This window comes from Streptomyces sp. NPDC102437 (genome assembly GCF_044765565.1).
Taxonomy (GTDB): Bacteria; Actinomycetota; Actinomycetes; order Streptomycetales; family Streptomycetaceae; genus Streptomyces.
The window spans coordinates 144,110-161,720 of sequence record NZ_JBIWKI010000019.1 but is presented as its reverse complement, the minus strand read 5'-3'; the positions used below and the strand labels follow the sequence as shown (position 1 = coordinate 161,720).

The following is a 17,611-nucleotide window of genomic DNA, read 5'->3' as shown; positions in this document are numbered from 1 at the left end:
CTCCTTAGGCGGTGGTGGTGGCAGGGGCGGGGGCGGCCTCGGCCGCGGTCTCCTGCGACGGTGGAGATGACGGCTCGGCCGCGAAACGGGCGTACACCTCGGGCTTGTCGCGCTTCAGCCGGTACGCGAGGGCCAGCCCGATCAGGAAGACCGCGGGCACCAGCGAGACGAGCACGATGTTCACCCCGGTCGAGGCGCCGGAGAACAGGTCGACATGATCGGTGACCAGGAAGAGCGCGGCTGCCAGCAGTACGGAGGCGACGACCGGTGCGACGACGGTGCGGAACCTTCCCTCGCCGTGGGCGAACCGGCGGAAGAACAGCGGTACGGCGATCGCGGCGAGCAACTGGAGCAGCATCAGGCCGAGCATTCCCGGGGTGTTGACCCAGAGCAGCAGTTGCGCGTACGGGTCGGCGCCGGCCGCCGCGAAGCCGATGACGATCACGGCTCCGAGGGCGATCTGGGCTAGCCCGGCCACGTAGGGGGAACGGTGGCGGGGGTGAATGCGGCCCAGGGCAGCGGGCAGCACCCCTTCCTCGGAGAGCGCGAGTCCGTACCGGTTGATGGCGTTGTGGAAGGCGAGCAGCGAGGCGAGGACGCTGGTGACGATCAGGATGTGCATCAGGTCCGCGGCCCAGGAGCCGACGTAGTGGGTGATGGCGGAGAAGAAGAGTCCGCCGGGGTCTGTGGTGGCTGCCCTGACGACGTCCGCGTCGCCGAACGCCTGGATGACGGTCCAGACGATGAACGCGTAGAAGAGCCCGAGGAACGCGACGGCGATATAGGTGGCGCGGGGGACTGTGCGGTCGGGGTTCCGTGCCTCGCGCCGGTAGATGACCGTGGACTCGAAGCCGGTGAAGGCGGCGAACGCGCAGGCCAGCACCGCGGCCGTGCCGGGTACGAGGGCGTTGCCCGGGGTGAAGGAGGCGAACGAGATCCCGTCGGCCCCGCCGTCCAGGAGCACTCCGCCGGCGAGCAGGACGAGGATGCCGGTCTCGGCGACGAGCAGCACCCCGAGGACCTTGGCACCGAAGTCGATGGAGCGGAAGCCGCCGTACCAGATGAGCAGCAGCCCGGCGAGAGAGATCGGCAGCCAGGGGATGTCGATGCCCCACAGGGCCTTGGCGGTGTCGGCGGTGGTGGAGCCGAGCAGCCCGTAGACGCCGATCTCCATGCCGTTGTAGCCGAGCATCGCGATCAGGGCGGAGGCGATGCCGACGGGGCGGCCGAGGCCCCGGGTGATGTAGGCGTAGAACGCGCCGCCGCTGCGGACATGGCGGCTCATGGTGGTGAACCCGATGGCGAATATCGCGAGCGTCACCCCGGCCAGCAGATAGCCGACCGGGGCGCCGATGCCGCCGAGCATGATGGCTATGGGGGCGACTCCGGCCATGACCGTGAGCGGGGCGGCCGCCGAGATGACGAAGAAGGCTATGTCGGCGGTGCCGAGGGTGCCTTTTCTGAGGGTTGGCGCATCCATGCGAAAGGGGAGCCCTTCTGCGACTGGCGGGGAGCAGGGACCGGCGACCGAAAATCTAAAGGCTTTCGGTTTCGCGCAATGTAGCCTCACCCACGGGCATCCGGGAAGACCTTCCGGTGGATACACGTCAGGAGAACCAGCCATGGGGCGGCCGCGGAAACCGCTGCTGGACCGGGAGCGCATAACCAGCACGGCGCTCGAACTCATCGACGAACAGGGCGAGTTCAGCGTCCCGCAGATTGCCCGACGGCTCGGGGTGCAGACCGGGTCGCTCTACCACCATGTGGACGGAAGGGGCGGCGTCGTCGAGCTCGTCCGGGAACGGGTGTGCGCCGCGATCGACTCCGCGGCCTTCGACGTGGAGCCCTGGGACGCGGCCATGACGGCGTGGGCCCGCTCCTACCGTGCCGCGTTCGCCGCCCACCCGCGGGCGATTCCGCTGCTGACGACGTCACCGGTGCGCGCCCCGAAGGTCCTGGACCACTACGAGCGGGCGGTCCGGCTGCTGCTGGGCGTCGGCTTCGCGATGGCCGAGGTGATGACGGTGATCACCGCGCTGGAGAACCTGGTGCTGGGCTCGGCGCTGGACCTGGCGGCCCCGGAGACTATGTGGGAGCTCCCGGACGACACCACGACGCCCCGCCTCGCCGAGGCGCTGGCCGCGGTGGGCACGGGGCGGGCGGACGCGGCGTTCGAACTGGCGCTGGGCGCGTTCATCGGGCACGCCCGCGCGCTGCTGGACGCGAAGGAGGCGTGACGGGGGCGGCCGACGGACCGTCTCGCGCCCGCATCACGCCCCGTAGAACCGCTCCTCCATCACCGCCCGCGCCCGCCGGGTGATCCGCCGGTAGTCGTCCAGCATGTCCCCGACGTGCCCCGGCTCGTACCCCAGGTACCGCCCGACCGCGAGGAGTTCACGCGGACCCGACGGGAAGGTGTCGCCCGGCCGGCCGCGCACCAGCATCACCGCGTTGCGCACCCGGGTCGCCAGCACCCATGCCTCGTCCAGTGTGGCCGCGTCCTCGCCGGAGATCAGCTCCGCCGCGCAGGCCGCGGCCAGTGCCTCACGGGTGCGGGTGGTGCGCAGCCCCGGTTCAACCCAGCCGTGCTGCATCTGCATCAGCTGGACGGTCCACTCGACATCGCTCAGCCCGCCGCGCCCCAGCTTGGTGTGGAGCGTCGGATCCGCGCCGCGCGGCAGCCGCTCGGACTCCATCCGGGCCTTCAGCCGCCGGATCTCACGGACCGCGTCGTCCCCCAGGCCCTCCATGGGATAGCGCAGCGGGTCGATCAGGTCGATGAAGTCGCGGCCCAGTTCCGCGTCGCCCGCGACCGGTACGGCGCGCAGCAGCGCCTGGCTCTCCCAGACCAGCGACCAGCGCCGGTAGTAGGCCTCGTACGACGCCAGCGAACGCACCAGGGGCCCGCTCTTGCCCTCCGGCCGCAGGTCGGCGTCGATGATCAACGGCGGGTCTGCGGTGGGCAGTTGGAGCAGCCTGCGCATCTCGGCGACCACCGCGTTCGCGGCCCGGCCGGCCTCCTGCTCGTCGACGCCCTCGCGCGGCGAGTGGACGAACAGCACATCGGCGTCGGAGCCGTAGCCGAGCTCGTGGCCGCCGAACCGGCCCACGCCGATGACCGCGAACCGGGTGGGCAGGGTGTCCCCCCACTGTTCGCGCACGGCGGCGCGCAGGGCTCCCGCGATCGTGACGGCGTTCAGATCGGTGACCGCGTTGCCGACCCGGTCGACCAGCGCCCCCGGGTCCTCCTCGGCGGGCCTGTCCTCCGTACCGTACGAGCCGATGAGGTCCGCGGCCGTGGTCCGGAACAGCTCGCGCCGCCGCACCCCGCGCACCACCGCGACCGCGGTCTCGGCGTCGTCCGCGCGCCCCACCGCGGCCAGCACCTCCTGCTCCAGGTTCTCCCGGGTGCGCGGCCGCAGCCCCTGCGGGTCGCCGAGCAGCGCCACCGCCTCCGGGGCCCGCAGCAGCAGGTCGGGGGCGAGCCGGCCGGCCGACAGGACCCGGGCGAGGTTCTCCGCCGCGGCGCCCTCGTCCCGCAGCAGCCGCAGGTACCAGGGGGTCTTGCCGAGCGCGTCGGACACCTTGCGGAAGCCGAGCAGCCCGGCGTCCGGATCGGCGGAGTCCGCGAACCAGCCGAGCAGCACCGGCAGCAGGGTGCGCTGGATGGCTGCCTTGCGGGACACCCCGGACGACAGTGCCTCCAGGTGCCGGAGCGCGGCGGCCGGATCCGCGTAGCCGAGCGCTTCGAGCCGGTGCGCGGCCGCCTTCGCGCTGAGCCGGGACTCGCCGGGCGCGAGCTGGGCGACGGCGTCGAGCAGCGGCCGGTAGAACAGCTTCTCGTGCAGCCGCCGCACCACGGAGGCGTGCCGCTTCCACGCCTGGTTGAGTTCGGTGATCGGGTCCGTGCGCATCCCGAGGGAGCGGCCGATCCGCCGCAGGCCCGGCGCGTCCTCCGGGACCAGGTGGGTGCGGCGCAGCCGGTAGAGCTGGATGCGGTGCTCCATGGCGCGCAGGAAGCGGTAGGCGTCGTCCAGTTGCGCGGCGTCCACCCGCCCCACGTAGCCGCCCTCGGCGAGGGCGCGCAGGGCCTCCAGCGTGGTGCCGCTGCGCAGGGTGGTGTCGCTGCGGCCGTGCACCAACTGGAGGAGCTGTACGGCGAATTCGACGTCCCGCAGGCCGCCGGGGCCGAGCTTGATCTCGCGGTCGACGCGGTCGGCGGGGATGTTGTCGACGACGCGGCGGCGCATCTTCTGCACGTCGGGGACGAAGTTCTCGCGGTCCGCGGCCTGCCACACGAGCGGCGAGACGGCGTCGACGTACTCCGCGCCGAGCTCGGGGTCGCCGGCCACCGGCCGGGCCTTGAGCAGCGCCTGGAATTCCCAGGTCTTGGCCCAGCGCTGGTAGTACGCCAGGTGCGAGGAGAGGGTCCGCACCAGGGGGCCGTTGCGGCCCTCGGGGCGGAGGTTGGCGTCGACGGGCCAGATGGTGCCCTCGACGGTCGTGTCGGAGCAGATCCGCATCATGTGCGCGGCCAGCCTGGTGGCGGCCTGGACGGCCTCGCTCTCCTCGTAGCCGTCGACCGGTTCCGTGACGAAGATGACGTCGACGTCGGAGACGTAGTTCAGCTCGTGCCCGCCGCACTTGCCCATCGCGATGACGGCGAGCCGGCAGCGGGCGGCGTCGGCGGGCGCCGCCGTACGGGCGATGGCGAGCGCCGCCCGCAGGGTCGCGGTGGCCAGGTCGGCCAGCTCGGCGGCGGCCTCGGCGACGTCCGTCGTACCGCACACGTCACGGGCCGCTATCGACAGCAGGCACCGGCGGTAGGAGACGCGCAGCGAGTCCGGGTCGTCGGCCCCGGCGAGCCCCTGCTCGAACTCGGCCACGCCGGGGTGGAGGTCGGTGGCCTCGTAGGTGACCAGGGCCTGCCAGTCGCGGGGGTGACGGGCGAGGTGGTCGCCGAGCGCCTCGGAGGCGCCGAGCACCCCGAGCAGCCGGTCCCGCAGCGGTTTGGCGGTGATGAGCGTGTCCAGCAGGACCTGCCGTTCGTCCGCCTCCTCGGCCTCCACCAGCCGGACGAGCCCGTTCAGCGCCAGATCCGGGTCGGCGGTGGCGCCGAGCGCTTCGAGCAGCACCGGGTCGGAGCGTACGGACGACAGATCGGGCAGGTCGAGCAGCCGCTCGGCGGCGGAGGGGTCGGTGAAGCCGTGCCGCAGCAGTCGGGTGAACGTGCTGCTCCTTCGCCCCGGCACCGTCGTCATTCCGTGCTCTCCCGCTCGCCGCCCACACACCATTCAGCGTTCCGAGCCTAGCCCGGCACCGATGAATTCGGAGCGGGTGCGCGGTCTGCACTTCGCAGGCACGATCATCTCAGGACCCGACCGAGAGGCCCCTTCATGTCCGGATTCGAACCCTACGCCGAGCTGGACGGCGACTACAGCGACAAGAACGCGACGGCCTGCCCGTGGTCGACGGCGCGGGACCTGCTGACCAGGGCGGAGCTGTACTGGCTGTCCACGGTCCGCCGGGACGGCCGCCCGCACGTCACTCCGCTGATCGGGGTGTGGGCGGACGGCGCGCTGCACTTCGCCACCGGCGCCGAGGAGCGCAAGGCCCGCAATCTGGCCGCCAACCCCGAAGTGGTGCTGACGACCGGGATCAACACCATGTCGGAGGGGCTCGACGTGGTGGTCGAGGGCAGGGCGGAACGGGTGACGGACGAGGGCCGGCTGAATCTGCTGGCCACGGTCTGGGAGGCGAAGTACGGCCCGGAGTGGCACTTCGACGTCCGGGGCGGCGCCTTCGTGCACTCGGGCCGTACGGCGCTGGTGTTCCAGGTGCGCCCCCGCAAGGCCTTCGGCTTCGGCAAGGGCGCCCGTTTCAGTCAGACCCGGTGGCGGTTCAGCTGACCGTGCCGCTCGCGGGCGGGGCGGCCGGGCCGGGTCTGGTCGCGATGACGACGGTCGCGCAGAGCTCCTCGGAGCGGACGACGCGCGGGATCAGGCCGCTGCGGGCGACGGTCTCCTCGGCCCGTGCCGCCTGCCGCTCGCTCGTCTCGACCAGCAGATGCCCACCCGGTGCCAGCCACCGCGGGGCCTCCGCGGTGACCCGGCGCAGGACGTCGAGGCCGTCCGCGCCGCCGTCGAGCGCCACCCTCGGTTCGTGGATACGGGCCTCCGGGGGGAGCAGCTCGACGTCGTCCGTGGGGACGTAGGGCACGTTGGCGAGCAGGATCTCCACCCGGCCGCGCAGCGAGGCGGGCAGCGGTTCGAAGAGGTCGCCCTCGTACACTTCGCCCGCGTCGCCGATGTTGCGGCGGGCGCACCGCACGGCGGCGGGTTCGACGTCCGCGGCGTGGAGTTCGGCCCGGCCCAGCGTCGCGGCGAGCGCGGCGCCGAGGGCTCCCGAGCCGCAGCACAGGTCGACGACGACCGCTCCGGGAGCGGTGAGGGCGGCGGCCTGCCGGACCAGGAACTCGGTGCGGCGGCGGGGCACGAAGACGCCGGGGTCGACGGCGATCCGCAGGCCGTCGAACTCGGCCCAGCCCAGGACGTGTTCCAGGGGGAGTCCGGCAACCCGCCGTTCGACCATGGCCGCGATCGCGGCGGGATCGGTGGCGGTGGCGAGGATCAGCTCCGCCTCGTCCTCGGCGAATACACAGCCGGCGGCGCGGAGCGCGGGAACGATGGCGGAGAGGGTGAGCGGTGAAGCGGTGACCGACATGAGCGGAGCCTTTCGGGAAAGCCGATGGGCGCTCCGCGGTCGACTATGCCGGGTCGACGACGCGTTCGCGGGAGCTGAGCACCCAGCCTGATACAGCGTTGATGGGTCTCACCTCCTTGGTCGGCCCCCGTGTGGGGATGCGTCACATTACACCGGCCGTGTCGTACCTGTCGCGCTCCGGACAAGGCCCGGCTCAGCCCGCCGATGCCGGGGCCGCCACCGCGACCGGCGACGACCCGCCCTGCACGGCCATGCGGGGCGCCCCCGTCCCGTCCGCGGGCACGGTCCAGATGTCGCTCCCCCGGCCACCCGTGCCCGGCAGCGCGTAGGCGAGCGTGCCGTCGCCCAGCCAGGCCGCCTGGTCGTCGACGCTGTGCTTCTCGGCGAGCGGCGTCTCACGCATGGTGCGCAGGTCGAGGACGTACAGCCGCCAGGGCGCCGCCTCGTCGTCGGAGACCTTCTTCTTGAAGGCGAGCTTGGTGTTGTCGGGCGACAGGGAGGGGCATTCGACGTTCTGCCGCAGTGCCTTCGCCGTCCAGTCCCGCATGTTCCCCTCGACGAGGTAGGTGCGGCCCTTGGTGGAGACGGTCGCGTAGAAGCGGTTGTCGTCGCGGGCGAAGGTCACGCCCCAGTAGTTGACGTCGGGGGCGTGGTAGCGGGCGCCGTCGATGGTGAGCTGGATGTTCTCCATGGACTTGATGAGGTATCCGGTGCGCTGGTCGAGGATGGCGGTGCGGGTGGAGAAGGACGTGGTGGCGTACGAGTCACCGGTCGCGAACACCGTCCAGGACAGCATCCGCCCGGAGGCGGAGACCCGGGCGCGGGTGGGTACGCCGGGCACGGTGATGCGGCGCTTCTCGCGCAACTGCCGGTCGAGGACGATCGCGTACGTCTTCGGCAGCACCCCGGGCCCGGCCCGCAGGCAGAGCGCGCCTGTGTCCGAGGCGTAGAACCGGTCGCAGGCGGGTCCGCCGCGGGTGCGGGCGCCACCGGTGCGGGCGTCGGTGGTCCGGGCGCCGCCGGTCCGGGCCTCGGTGAGCGGCTGGTGCGCGACGCGCCCGCCTGCCGTGTCCCGGAAGTACAGCGCGGGGCCGCCGAGGGTGAACGAGGCGTCGGCCTCGGCGCTTTGGCCCTTCGTCCGCTGTCCGGCGTGCATCACGTACCCGACGGAGCCGCCCGCGAGGAGCAGCACCGCGGCCACCACGACGGCGATCCTGGCGCGAGGGCCCAGCGGGGCCGCGGCTTTCGGGAACCTGGCACTCATACGGTCCGCCTTCCGGAGATCTGGGCTTGCGGTTCCCCGGGGGCCGGGGCGACGGAGGGGTTGCGCGGCAGCAGCGCCCAGCCGCCCGCGAGGGCGGCGAGCAGGGCCGAGAGAGCCGCCCACAGCGCCGGCTTCGGACCCCACAGGGTCCAGGCGGCGCCGAAGCCCGCCGCGGCGAGCATCCGGGCCAGCGCCTGTCCGGTCTGGAGCACGGCGAGTCCGCCCGCCCTGCCGTCGGCGGGCAGCACGGGCCCGGCCAGGGCCATCAGCACCCCGTCGGTGGTGGCGTAGAAGACTCCGAGCAGTACGAGGACGGGTACCAGCAGGAGCGGGGCCGGGCCGCCGGCCGGGGCGAGAAGCGCGGCGTACACGCCGAGCAGCGCGAGATGTCCGTAGAGGAACGGCAGCCGCCGGCCGACCCGGTCGGCGATCCGGCCCGCCGGGATCGCCAGCAGCAGGTAGCAGGCCGCCGCGCCGAGCGGCAGCAGCGGGAACCAGCTGACGGGGAGGTCGAGCCGGTGCTGGAGCAGGAGATAGACGAAGGCGTCGCCGACGGTGGCGGCGCCGAGCAGACAGGCCGCCGCCAGGATCCGCCGGAAGGCTGGGTCGCGGAGCGCCGCGAACGCCTTGCGTCGGCGGGGAGCCGGGGTCACCGGTTTCGGTGCCGGCTGCTGCCCGGGGACGTACAGGACGAGGAGCAGTACGCCGAGCAGGCCGACGCAGAAGCTGACGACGAACACCGCGTCGTAGGCGTCGGCGGTCGCCCAGAGCAGCGCGAACGCGGCGAGCGGGCCGAGGAGGGCGCCCGTGGTGTCCATCGCCCGGTGCACGCCGAAGGACCGGCCGAGCGCCTCGGGCGGGCTGCTCAGGGTGATCAGCGCGTCGCGGGGTGCCGTGCGGATGCCCTTGCCGACCCGGTCGGTGGCGAGGGCGGCGGCGATCTGGGCGGTGGCTCCGCCCGCGAGCAGCAGGCCGAGCCGGGAGAGGGCGGAGAGGGCGTACCCGAGCCCGGCGACCCGTTTGTGGCCGCGGCCGCGGTCGGCGGCGTACCCGCCGAGCAGTCGTACAACGGCGGCGGCGCCATTGAACAGGCCGTCCAGGAAGCCGAATTGGAGGGGTGAGAGACCGAGTCCGAGGACCAGGTAGAGCGGCAGCACCGCGGTGACCATCTCGGAGGAGACGTCGGTGACGAGGCTGACCGTGCCGAGTGCGATTACGGTGCCTGGAACGCCCCGGCCCGCCCCGCCGGAGCGGGGCCGGGCCGGTGCGTCCCGGCGGCCTGTGGTCGCCAGGTACATCAGTGGCAGGTGTACTTCGGGCTGGTGTCCTTGGTCTTGCCGTCGGTGCCGACGTAGTTCCAGCTGTAGCCGGAGTCGGTGAAGTCCAGCTTCAGGACGCCGTATTCACCGCTGATCCGCTTCTGGCTGTTGGGCTGGACCTCCTCGATGGGGTAGGGCTCGGCGCCGCCCATCCCGCCGACGATCTCGGTGATCCCGTCGGCGACGGCCTTCCCGTCGGGGTTCTGCGGGGCGAACCGCTCGTAGTGGTGGTCGTGTCCGTTGAGCACCAGGTCGGCCTTGGCCGCGTACAGGAGCTTCCAGACCGGCCTGCTGACCGGGTCGTTGCCGTGTCCACCCGAGGAGTAGAGCGGGTGGTGCCAGTAGGCGGCGACGCACGCCTTGCTGTTCTTGGCGATGTCGGCCTTGAGCCAGTCGATCTGGGCGCTGTTGTCGAAGGAGTTGGAGTCGAGGGCGATGAAGTGCCAGTTGCCCTCGTCGTAGCTGTAGTAGGTCTTGCCCTGCGGGTAGGCGATGGCGCCGAAGTACGACTTGTAGCCGGCCAGCGCCCCGGCCGGGTCGTACGTCTCGTGGTTGCCCGGCACCGGACGCGTCTTGGCCTTGAAGACACCCCATGTCTTGTCGTAGTAGGCGCGGAAGTCGGCGATCCGGGCGTCGTCGTACTGGCTGTCGCCCATCGTCAGATAGAACTTCGGGTCGATCTTCTGGGCCAGCGCCGCGGTCTTGGGGTGAGCGCAGTCGCTTTCGGAAGCGGTGCACTGGGCGGCTATGTCACCGGCGGCGACCACGGTGAAGGCGCCGGTCTGCGGCGGCTCGCTGCCGGGCGTGCCGTACACCTCCATCTCGTACAGCGAGTAGCCGTAGGCGGTGGAGCGCGCGGTGCCGTACACGCGCAGGTAGCGGCCCTTGCCGGTGAGGGAGGCCCAGTCGTCGGTGCCGCCGTCCCCGGCCGTCTCCTCGGCGAGCCGGGTCCAGGTGGTGCCATCGGCGGAGATCTCGATCCGGTACGCCTTGGCGTACGCGGCCTCCCAGCTGAGCTTGACCCGCGTGACGCCGGCGCCGGCGCCGAGGTCGACGCCCAGCCACTGCGGGTCCTTTCCCTCGACGCTCGCCCAGCGGGTGGCCGGGTCGCCGTCGAAGGCGTTCTGCGGTCCGAATTCGGAGCTTTCGTCGGAGGAGGAGGTGGCGGTCCTGCCGCCCGAGATGAGGGGGTCGGCCGCCGCGCCGGCCCGGTCGGGGTAGGCGAGCAACAGGCCGCCCACGAGGACGAGTACGGCGGCGACGACCACGCCCACCGTACGGCGCCGCGTGGGCGTGAGGGGCAGAGCTGAGCCGTTCGGGTGCATCCCTGGACTCCTGGCCTTGTGGGGGTGGCGAGAGCTGTGCATCGGTGCGTGGCCCCGCATCCGGCCCGGGTGCGGGCAGGGGGCGGGGCCGTGGTGGCCGGGCCAGAGCTCTCACTGAGCGCGTCATGCCTGCGGAAGCGGGGCACCGCGCCGAGCCACCGCCGGGAATGCTAGCGAACAGTAAACTTTCCTACCAGTCCCCCAACTGGCTTCCTTACACGGCCTGTTCGGCATTCGTGCGCTCGACATTCCAGCGTTCGGATTCCGTTCGACGGCGAGCGGCAGCCGGACGCACTCCGGGCCGGAGGCTTGCCGACTCCGGCCCGGATCGTCACCGCGTCGCCGCGACGTGGCTACAGCACCGGCAGCAGCGCCTTCAGCTCGAAGGCGGTGACCTCGCAGCGGTACTCCCCCCACTCCTGCCTTCTCGTTGCACAGGAAGTTGCGGTGGGCGGCTCACCTCCACAAAGGCGAATGACACCCTGCACCGCCAGCACTGTCACTCGAACGGCGCAACATGACGTGCCACCCACATGGGTGAAAGCCAAGCTGACTAGTGCCCCAACCGAGGTAATCCGTGAAAGGGGAACCAAATGCGCATTCGACGAATCCTCGCCGCCGTCATCGCCACGTCAGCCCTCGCCGGACTCGGCCTCACAGGCATCGCCACAGCCACCGCACAGGGCGCCCCCTCCTACGTCACCCCTTCTGAGTGCAGGCAGGGCGGCGGAACGCCCGATCTGGCGGACAACCTCTGCAAGGGCGGTATGCACAACGGGGAGCAGATCGACTGACCCCCCACGAGGCGCTCGACTGAACCCCACAAGGCGCCCCGCAGCCACGCGCCGCGGGGCGCTCCCGCGCGAGCGCAGCGAACTGCCAAGGTCCGCGCGGCCGTAGACCGCACCCGAGGGACTCCTTCGTGCAGGTCGGCGGAACGACATTCGCGCAGGCACGCCTGCGAACCGGCCCTCCTGCCCGCTTCCTGCGCCCACCGCTGATGCCTAGCCGTGAAGGACGCACGCGGAAGCCGTGGACGGCATGTACGAAGCCGTCGCTGCGGCAGCGGACGGCCCAGGGCGTCAAGAACGGCTTCGGGCCGACGGTGCGACACCGTCGGCCCGAAGCCGAGAGCACAGGCTCTATACCCTCTGGCCAGGGATCACAGCACCGGCAGCAGCGCCTTCAGCTCGAAGGCCGTGACCTCGGAGCGGTACTCCTCCCACTCCTGCTTCTTGTTGCGCAGGAAGAAGTCGAAGACGTGCTCGCCGAGCGTCTCGGCGACCAGTTCGCTCTTCTCCATCAGCGCGATCGCCTCGCCCAGGTTCTGCGGCAGCGGCTCGATGCCCATCGCGCGGCGCTCCGCGTCGGACAGCGCCCAGACGTCGTCGTCGGCGCCGGCCGGGAGTTCGTAGCCCTCCTCTATGCCCTTGAGGCCCGCGGCAAGGAGTACCGCGTACGTCAGGTAGGGGTTGGCGCCGGAATCGATGGAGCGGACCTCCACCCGGGCGGAGCCGGTCTTGCCGGGCTTGTACATCGGTACGCGGATGAGCGCGGAGCGGTTGTTGTGGCCCCAGCAGATGTACGAGGGGGCCTCGCCACCGGCGCCCGCTGCGCGGGAGGAACCGCCCCAGATGCGCTTGTAGGAGTTGACCCACTGGTTGGTGACGGCGGAGATCTCCGCGGCGTGGGTGAGCAGACCGGCGATGAAGGAGCGGCCGACCTTGGAGAGCTGGTACTCGGCGCCCGACTCGTAGAAGGCGTTGCGGTCGCCCTCGAAGAGGGAGAGGTGGGTGTGCATGCCCGAGCCGGGGTACTCGGAGAACGGCTTCGGCATGAACGTCGCCTGCACGCCCTGCTCCAGCGCGACCTGCTTCATCACCAGGCGGAAGGTCATGATGTTGTCGGCGGTGGAGAGCGCGTCCGCGTACCGCAGATCGATCTCCTGCTGGCCGGGGGCGCCCTCGTGGTGGCTGAACTCGACCGAGATCCCCATGGATTCGAGCATGGTGATCGCCTGGCGGCGGAAGTCCATGCCGACGTTCTGCGGGGTGTGGTCGAAGTAGCCGGAGCTGTCGGCGGGGGTGGGGCGGCTGCCGTCGACCGGCTTGTCCTTCAGCAGGAAGAACTCGATCTCCGGGTGGGTGTAGAAGGTGAAGCCCAGGTCGGAGGTCTTGGCGAGGATGCGCTTGAGGACGTAGCGCGGGTCGGCGAAGGACGGTGAGCCGTCGGGCATCAGGATGTCGCAGAACATCCGGGCCGTGCCGGGGGCCTCCGCCCGCCACGGCAGGATCTGGAACGTGCCCGGGTCCGGCTTGGCGATCATGTCGGACTCGTACACCCGGGCGAAGCCCTCGATGGCCGAGCCGTCGAAGCCGATGCCCTCGTCGAACGCCTGCTCCAGCTCCGCGGGGGCGACCGCGACCGATTTGAGGTAGCCGAGGACATCGGTGAACCACAGCCGTACGAAGCGGATGTCGCGCTCCTCAAGCGTCCTGAGGACGAATTCCTGCTGCTTGTCCATAGCCACATCCTTGCAGTTCAGACGGTCCGTGCACCACCGCCCGGGGTAGGGGAGAAGCTCCAGTATCACGACCCGGGATTTCACCCAGATTACGCACACGAAGTGAGATGGAGCACCCGCCCACCCACTACGATCGGCGCCCATGGCGCGCAAGGGGTGGAACGCCTTCATGACGGCCCCGCGCGCGCCGGTTCTCCCGGCCTCCGGCCCGTCCGCCCCACCCCTTCCCAGAAGGACCTGACGACATGAGCTTCGACCCCAGGACCCCCATGGCGCAGCAGCACGACGCCCACCGCGCGCGGCAGCGCCGCGACCGTGCCCTGGCCATAAGCCTGAGCGTGCTCGTGGTCGTGGGGCTGGTCGGCTTCGGCTCGTACATGGTGCTGGAGAAGTCCGAGGCGTCCGAGCAGAAGCATGCCTCCCCGGCTGCGGACGGCAAGGCCGACGACAAGGCGCCCTCGGCACAGCAGCAGCAGAAGTCCGCCGGTGGGCCGATCGAGGGGCTGCGGACCTGGGACGCGAAGAAGCTGACCCGCAACCATGTCACCGGGGCCGTCGCCTACCCGATGAAGCCGCCGGTCGGCGGCGACCACAACCCCGTATGGATGAATTGCGACGGCCGGGTCTACAAGAACGCGGTCCCCGATGTGAACGCCGTGCACGCGATGGAGCACGGAGCGGTGTGGGTGACGTACACGGGCAATGCACCGGCCGCCGATGTGGCGAAGCTCGCCGAACGGGTCGGCAGGACGCCGTACTCGCTGATGAGCCCGTACGCGGGCCAGTCCGGAACGATCATGCTGACCGCCTGGGGCAACCAGGTGACCGTGGACGGCGCCGACGACCCGCGGGTCGACCAGTTCTTCTCGAAGTTCGTGCAGGGGGCACAGACGCCCGAGCCCGGTGCGACGTGCTCGGGCGGGCTGGAGGCGCAGTGACTGCGGGGAGGCGCATCCGGCGCGTCGAGTGGGTGGCGGGCTCCGCCGTGGTGCTCGCGCTGCTGTTCGCGGGGGTGGCGACGGTCGCCTCCGCTCGCGAGGACGGGAGCGGGGCGGACCGTGTCGCGGCCGCGCCGCGCACACCGGCGGCGGACTCGGCGGACGCCGGTTTCGCCCGCGACATGGCGGTCCACCACCAGCAGGCCGTGGAGATGTCCTTCATCGTCCGTGACCGCACGAAGGACGCGGAGGTGCGCCGGCTCGCGTACGACATCGCCAATACGCAGGCCAATCAGCGCGGCATGCTGCTGGGCTGGCTGGACCTGTGGGAGCTGCCGAAGACGTCCGCCGGGCAGCCGATGGCCTGGATGGCGGCCGGGCACGAGGGCCACTCGATGAACGACATGGACGACATGGACGGGATGGACGGGATGGCGGGCACGGGGACCGGCTACCGGGCCCACGACGGCTCCCTCATGCCCGGCATGGCCACCAGGACCGAGCTGGACCGGCTCCGTTCGGCGAGCGGCAGAGCGGCAGAGGTCCAGTACCTCCGGTTGATGACCGAGCACCACAAGGGCGGCGTCGACATGGCCCGCGGCTGCGCGAAGCTGTGCACGGTGAAGGCGGAGAAGCGGCTCGCCGGCGGGATGGTCGAGGCCCAGCGCTCGGAGCTGGACGAGATGGCGGGGATGCTCGCGGCGCGAGGCTCCGCACCCCGCTCCTGAAACATTCCCCGGATCCGCAGATGCACTCGAACGGGTGGTAGCGGTCGCGACCCCCGAACGGACCCATGACGATGGGTTCGCTCGGGGACGTACGGCATGCCCATCGGCACGCAGGAGGAATCCCTCATGACCACTGCCAAGGACATCATGCACACCGGGGCCACATGGATCCCCGCGCACGAGACGCTCGACCGGGCCGCGCAGCTGATGCGTGACCACAAGGTCGGCGCGCTGCCCATCTCGGCAAGCGGCGAGAAGGACCGGATGATCGGCATCCTCACGGACCGCGACATCGTGATCGGCTGTGTGGCGATGGGCCACGATCCGTCGAAGATGACGGCGGGCGACCTCGCCCAGGGCACGCCCCGCTGGATCGACTCGGAGGCGGACGTGGACATGGTTCTGGAGGAGATGCAGACCCATCACATCCGCCGGCTCCCGGTCGTGAAGGACAAGATGCTGATCGGCATGATCAGCGAGGCCGACCTGGCGCAGCACCTCACCGCGGAGCAGATCGGCGGCTGGGCGGAGAAGGTCTACGCCCGCGGCTGACCCGCCGCACCGACCCGGCCCGGCCCGGCACCCCCGCTCTTACGGACCCCGCTGTCCGGATCCGGCCGAAGCACGGCCCGGTCCGGACGGGAGGCCCCGGGTGCCGGGCCGTTGTGCTGCCCCCCGGCCGCCCTGCGGTCCGCCCCGCCGGGCCCCGTACCAGCGGCGATACGTTTCTGCGCGCGAGGGATACCCGGCGGGGGTAGGGTGCTCGACATGACCCTGAGTGGATGTGCGAAATACGGACAGTTGTTGCTGTACGTCTCGCTGCTCATCGGGATCCTCCGCCTTCTCAGGGGCGTCGCGGCACGGGACGCACCCCGGCCGGGGCGGGATCCCCGGCCGGACATGACCCGACCGGCCCCGTTGTCGGTACTGCACATATAGAAGGGGCGCCTCCCCCCTCCCCCAGCAGACCGAAATACCGACAACACCCCGAGGTGCACCTCCGTCATGCGCACTCCACCCACCCGACGCGCCGTGCTCGGCGCCGCTGTCGCCACCGCCGGTTCGGCCGTGCTGGCCGCGTGCTCCGGCGAATCCGACACGGCCCACGGCGGCAAGAAGACCGGCAGCGCGAACGCCGGTGGCACCAGCCACGGCGGCGTGAACCACGGGGCCTCCCCCGGCGGGAAGCACGGGGTCTCGCCCCGTGCGAAGTCCGAGGGCGAGTACGTCTCCCCCCACGGGGCGGAGGTCACGGCGGCCGAGGCGAAGCGGAGCTCGGGCCCCCTGCGGAAGGTCCGCCTCGTCGCCACCCCGTCCCGGCTCGATCTGGGCGGCGGGCTCACCGTCGGCTCCTGGGCGTACGAGGCCCGGCTGCCCGGCAAGGAGCTCCGGGTCACGATGGGCGACACCCTGGCGCTCACCCTTGCCAACCACCTGCCCGCGGAAACGACTCTGCACTGGCACGGCCTCAATGTGCGCAACGACATGGACGGCGTGCCCGATCTGACGCAGGCGCCCATCAAGCCCGGCGCGGAATTCGCCTACCGGTTCAAGGTCCCGCACGCGGGGACGTACTGGTTCCACCCGCACACGGGCGTCCAGCAGGATCGCGGACTGTACGCGCCGCTGATCGTCGAGGACCCGAGGGAGCCGCTCAAGTACGACAAGGAGTGGGTCGTCGTCCTGGACGACTGGGTCGACGGGGTGGCCGGTTCGACGCCGGACTCGGTGCTGTACGAGCTCAGCGGGGGCAGGGGCAGCATGGACCACGGCAGCGGCTCGCACGGCGCCCCCGCCAAGGGCCGCACCGGCCCCACCCGGCTGATGCGGGACTCCTACAGCGAACTGCTCGACAGCCACGGGGGCGACGTCGCCTACCCGTACTACCTGATCAACGGCCGCACCCCGAAGTCCCCCACGTCCTTCACCGCGAAGCCCGGCGACCGGATCCGGCTGCGCATCATCAACGCGGGCGGCGACACCGCCTTCCGGGTGGCGCTCGGCGGCCACCGGATGACGATCACGCACACCGACGGCTACCCGGTCCGGCACACCACCACCGACGCCCTGCTGCTGGGCATGGGCGAGCGGTACGACGTGCTGGTCACCGCCGGCGACGGGGTGTTCCCGCTGACCGCGCTCGCGGAGGGCAAGCGGGCCTCGGCGCTGGCCCTGCTCCGTACCGGGAAGTGGACGGCACCCACCGCGTCCGCACGGCCCGAGGAACTGTACGGAAGGCTGGTGCAGGCTGCGGAACTCGCGCCGGACGAGTCGGTGGAGCTGTCCTCGCGCAAGCCCGACCGGACGATCCGGTTCAAGATGACCGGCAACATGCGGGACTACGACTGGGCCTTCGACCACGAGCCGTACGACCCCCACCGGCGTCGCCCGGTGGAGGCGGGCGAGCGGGTCAGGCTGGAGTTCTTCAACATCACGCAGATGTGGCACCCGATCCATCTGCACGGGCACTCGTTCGGCCTCGTGGGAGCGGCGGGGCCGGACCACCGGGCGACCCGGCGGGGACGGGCCGACTGGGCGCGCAAGGACACCGCGATCATCCGGCCGAACAGCTCGCTGGCCGTCGAGTTCGACGCCAACAACCCGGGGCTGTGGATGCTGCACTGCCACAACATCTACCACTCGGACGTGGGCATGATGACGGTCCTCGGCTACCGCCGGTAGGGCCTGTCCGGCGGATCAGGGTCGCGACCCCGGCGGTGATCCGCCGGACAGGCCCTATATCCGCCCCGGCGGGCCACGGCCATGATTCCGCGGCCCGCCAGGACATTG

At 71.4% G+C, this 17,611-nt stretch carries 14 protein-coding genes; 7 read left to right on the top strand and 7 right to left on the bottom strand.

What is annotated here, in order from left to right; genetic code table 11:
* Positions 1 to 4 precede the first annotated feature (4 nt).
* Positions 5 to 1,480: an APC family permease gene (locus ACIRJP_RS24500; RefSeq protein WP_404177862.1), complete on the bottom strand. Its 1,476-nt coding sequence runs from the start codon at positions 1,478 to 1,480 to the stop codon at positions 5 to 7.
* A gap of 142 nt (positions 1,481 to 1,622) precedes the next feature.
* Here ACIRJP_RS24500 and ACIRJP_RS24495 point away from each other — a divergent pair, with 142 nt between their 5' ends.
* Positions 1,623 to 2,237 carry a TetR/AcrR family transcriptional regulator C-terminal domain-containing protein gene (locus ACIRJP_RS24495; RefSeq protein WP_358942304.1) on the top strand — a complete coding sequence of 205 codons (615 nt, stop codon included), beginning with the start codon at positions 1,623 to 1,625 and terminating at the stop codon, positions 2,235 to 2,237.
* Between the two features lie 33 nt (positions 2,238 to 2,270).
* Here ACIRJP_RS24495 and ACIRJP_RS24490 read toward each other — a convergent pair whose 3' ends face one another.
* Complete coding sequence (locus ACIRJP_RS24490) at positions 2,271 to 5,261, bottom strand: bifunctional [glutamine synthetase] adenylyltransferase/[glutamine synthetase]-adenylyl-L-tyrosine phosphorylase (RefSeq protein ID WP_404177859.1); 2,991 nt, start codon at positions 5,259 to 5,261, stop codon at positions 2,271 to 2,273.
* Between the two features lie 135 nt (positions 5,262 to 5,396).
* Here ACIRJP_RS24490 and ACIRJP_RS24485 point away from each other — a divergent pair, with 135 nt between their 5' ends.
* Positions 5,397 to 5,909, top strand: coding sequence for a pyridoxamine 5'-phosphate oxidase family protein (locus tag ACIRJP_RS24485; protein WP_404177856.1), 513 nt, complete (start codon positions 5,397 to 5,399; stop codon positions 5,907 to 5,909).
* On the opposite strand, the gene ACIRJP_RS24480 is transcribed toward ACIRJP_RS24485, so the two are convergent.
* The 4 genes from ACIRJP_RS24480 to ACIRJP_RS24465 form a co-directional block, all read right to left on the bottom strand.
* Positions 5,902 to 6,723, bottom strand: a complete 822-nt coding sequence (locus tag ACIRJP_RS24480; RefSeq protein WP_404177853.1) for a putative protein N(5)-glutamine methyltransferase — start codon at positions 6,721 to 6,723, stop codon at positions 5,902 to 5,904. The two genes, ACIRJP_RS24485 and ACIRJP_RS24480, sit on opposite strands and share 8 nt — an antisense overlap.
* A gap of 193 nt (positions 6,724 to 6,916) precedes the next feature.
* A complete protein-coding gene (locus ACIRJP_RS24475) occupies positions 6,917 to 7,987 on the bottom strand; it encodes a TolB family protein (protein ID WP_404177850.1) in 1,071 nt (356 codons plus the stop codon).
* Positions 7,984 to 9,285, bottom strand: coding sequence for an MFS transporter (locus ACIRJP_RS24470; RefSeq protein WP_404177847.1), 1,302 nt, complete (start codon positions 9,283 to 9,285; stop codon positions 7,984 to 7,986). The genes ACIRJP_RS24475 and ACIRJP_RS24470 overlap by 4 nt, the downstream gene beginning before the upstream one ends.
* Positions 9,285 to 10,631 (bottom strand): discoidin domain-containing protein, encoded by a 1,347-nt coding sequence (locus tag ACIRJP_RS24465; protein WP_404177844.1) that lies wholly within the window; start codon positions 10,629 to 10,631, stop codon positions 9,285 to 9,287. The genes ACIRJP_RS24470 and ACIRJP_RS24465 overlap by 1 nt, the downstream gene beginning before the upstream one ends.
* A 593-nt stretch (positions 10,632 to 11,224) precedes the next feature.
* Here ACIRJP_RS24465 and ACIRJP_RS24460 point away from each other — a divergent pair.
* Positions 11,225 to 11,425, top strand: a complete 201-nt coding sequence (locus ACIRJP_RS24460; RefSeq protein WP_404177841.1) for a hypothetical protein — start codon at positions 11,225 to 11,227, stop codon at positions 11,423 to 11,425.
* Positions 11,426 to 11,793: 368 nt separating this feature from the next.
* On the opposite strand, the gene glnA is transcribed toward ACIRJP_RS24460, so the two are convergent.
* The gene (gene glnA, locus ACIRJP_RS24455; RefSeq protein ID WP_072483343.1) at positions 11,794 to 13,155 is read right to left on the bottom strand and encodes a type I glutamate--ammonia ligase; all 1,362 of its coding nucleotides are present in this window, start codon (positions 13,153 to 13,155) and stop codon (positions 11,794 to 11,796) included.
* A 245-nt stretch (positions 13,156 to 13,400) separates the two neighbouring features.
* Here glnA and ACIRJP_RS24450 point away from each other — a divergent pair, with 245 nt between their 5' ends.
* From ACIRJP_RS24450 to ACIRJP_RS24435, 4 genes are all read left to right on the top strand, one after another.
* Positions 13,401 to 14,093 (top strand): DUF3105 domain-containing protein, encoded by a 693-nt coding sequence (locus ACIRJP_RS24450; protein ID WP_404177838.1) that lies wholly within the window; start codon positions 13,401 to 13,403, stop codon positions 14,091 to 14,093.
* Positions 14,090 to 14,821 (top strand): DUF305 domain-containing protein, encoded by a 732-nt coding sequence (locus ACIRJP_RS24445; protein WP_404177835.1) that lies wholly within the window; start codon positions 14,090 to 14,092, stop codon positions 14,819 to 14,821. The genes ACIRJP_RS24450 and ACIRJP_RS24445 overlap by 4 nt, the downstream gene beginning before the upstream one ends.
* A 126-nt stretch (positions 14,822 to 14,947) precedes the next feature.
* Positions 14,948 to 15,373 (top strand): CBS domain-containing protein, encoded by a 426-nt coding sequence (locus ACIRJP_RS24440; RefSeq protein ID WP_404177833.1) that lies wholly within the window; start codon positions 14,948 to 14,950, stop codon positions 15,371 to 15,373.
* 453 nt (positions 15,374 to 15,826) lie between these two features.
* Positions 15,827 to 17,503, top strand: coding sequence for a multicopper oxidase domain-containing protein (locus tag ACIRJP_RS24435; protein ID WP_404177830.1), 1,677 nt, complete (start codon positions 15,827 to 15,829; stop codon positions 17,501 to 17,503).
* The last annotated feature ends 108 nt before the right edge of the window (positions 17,504 to 17,611 follow it).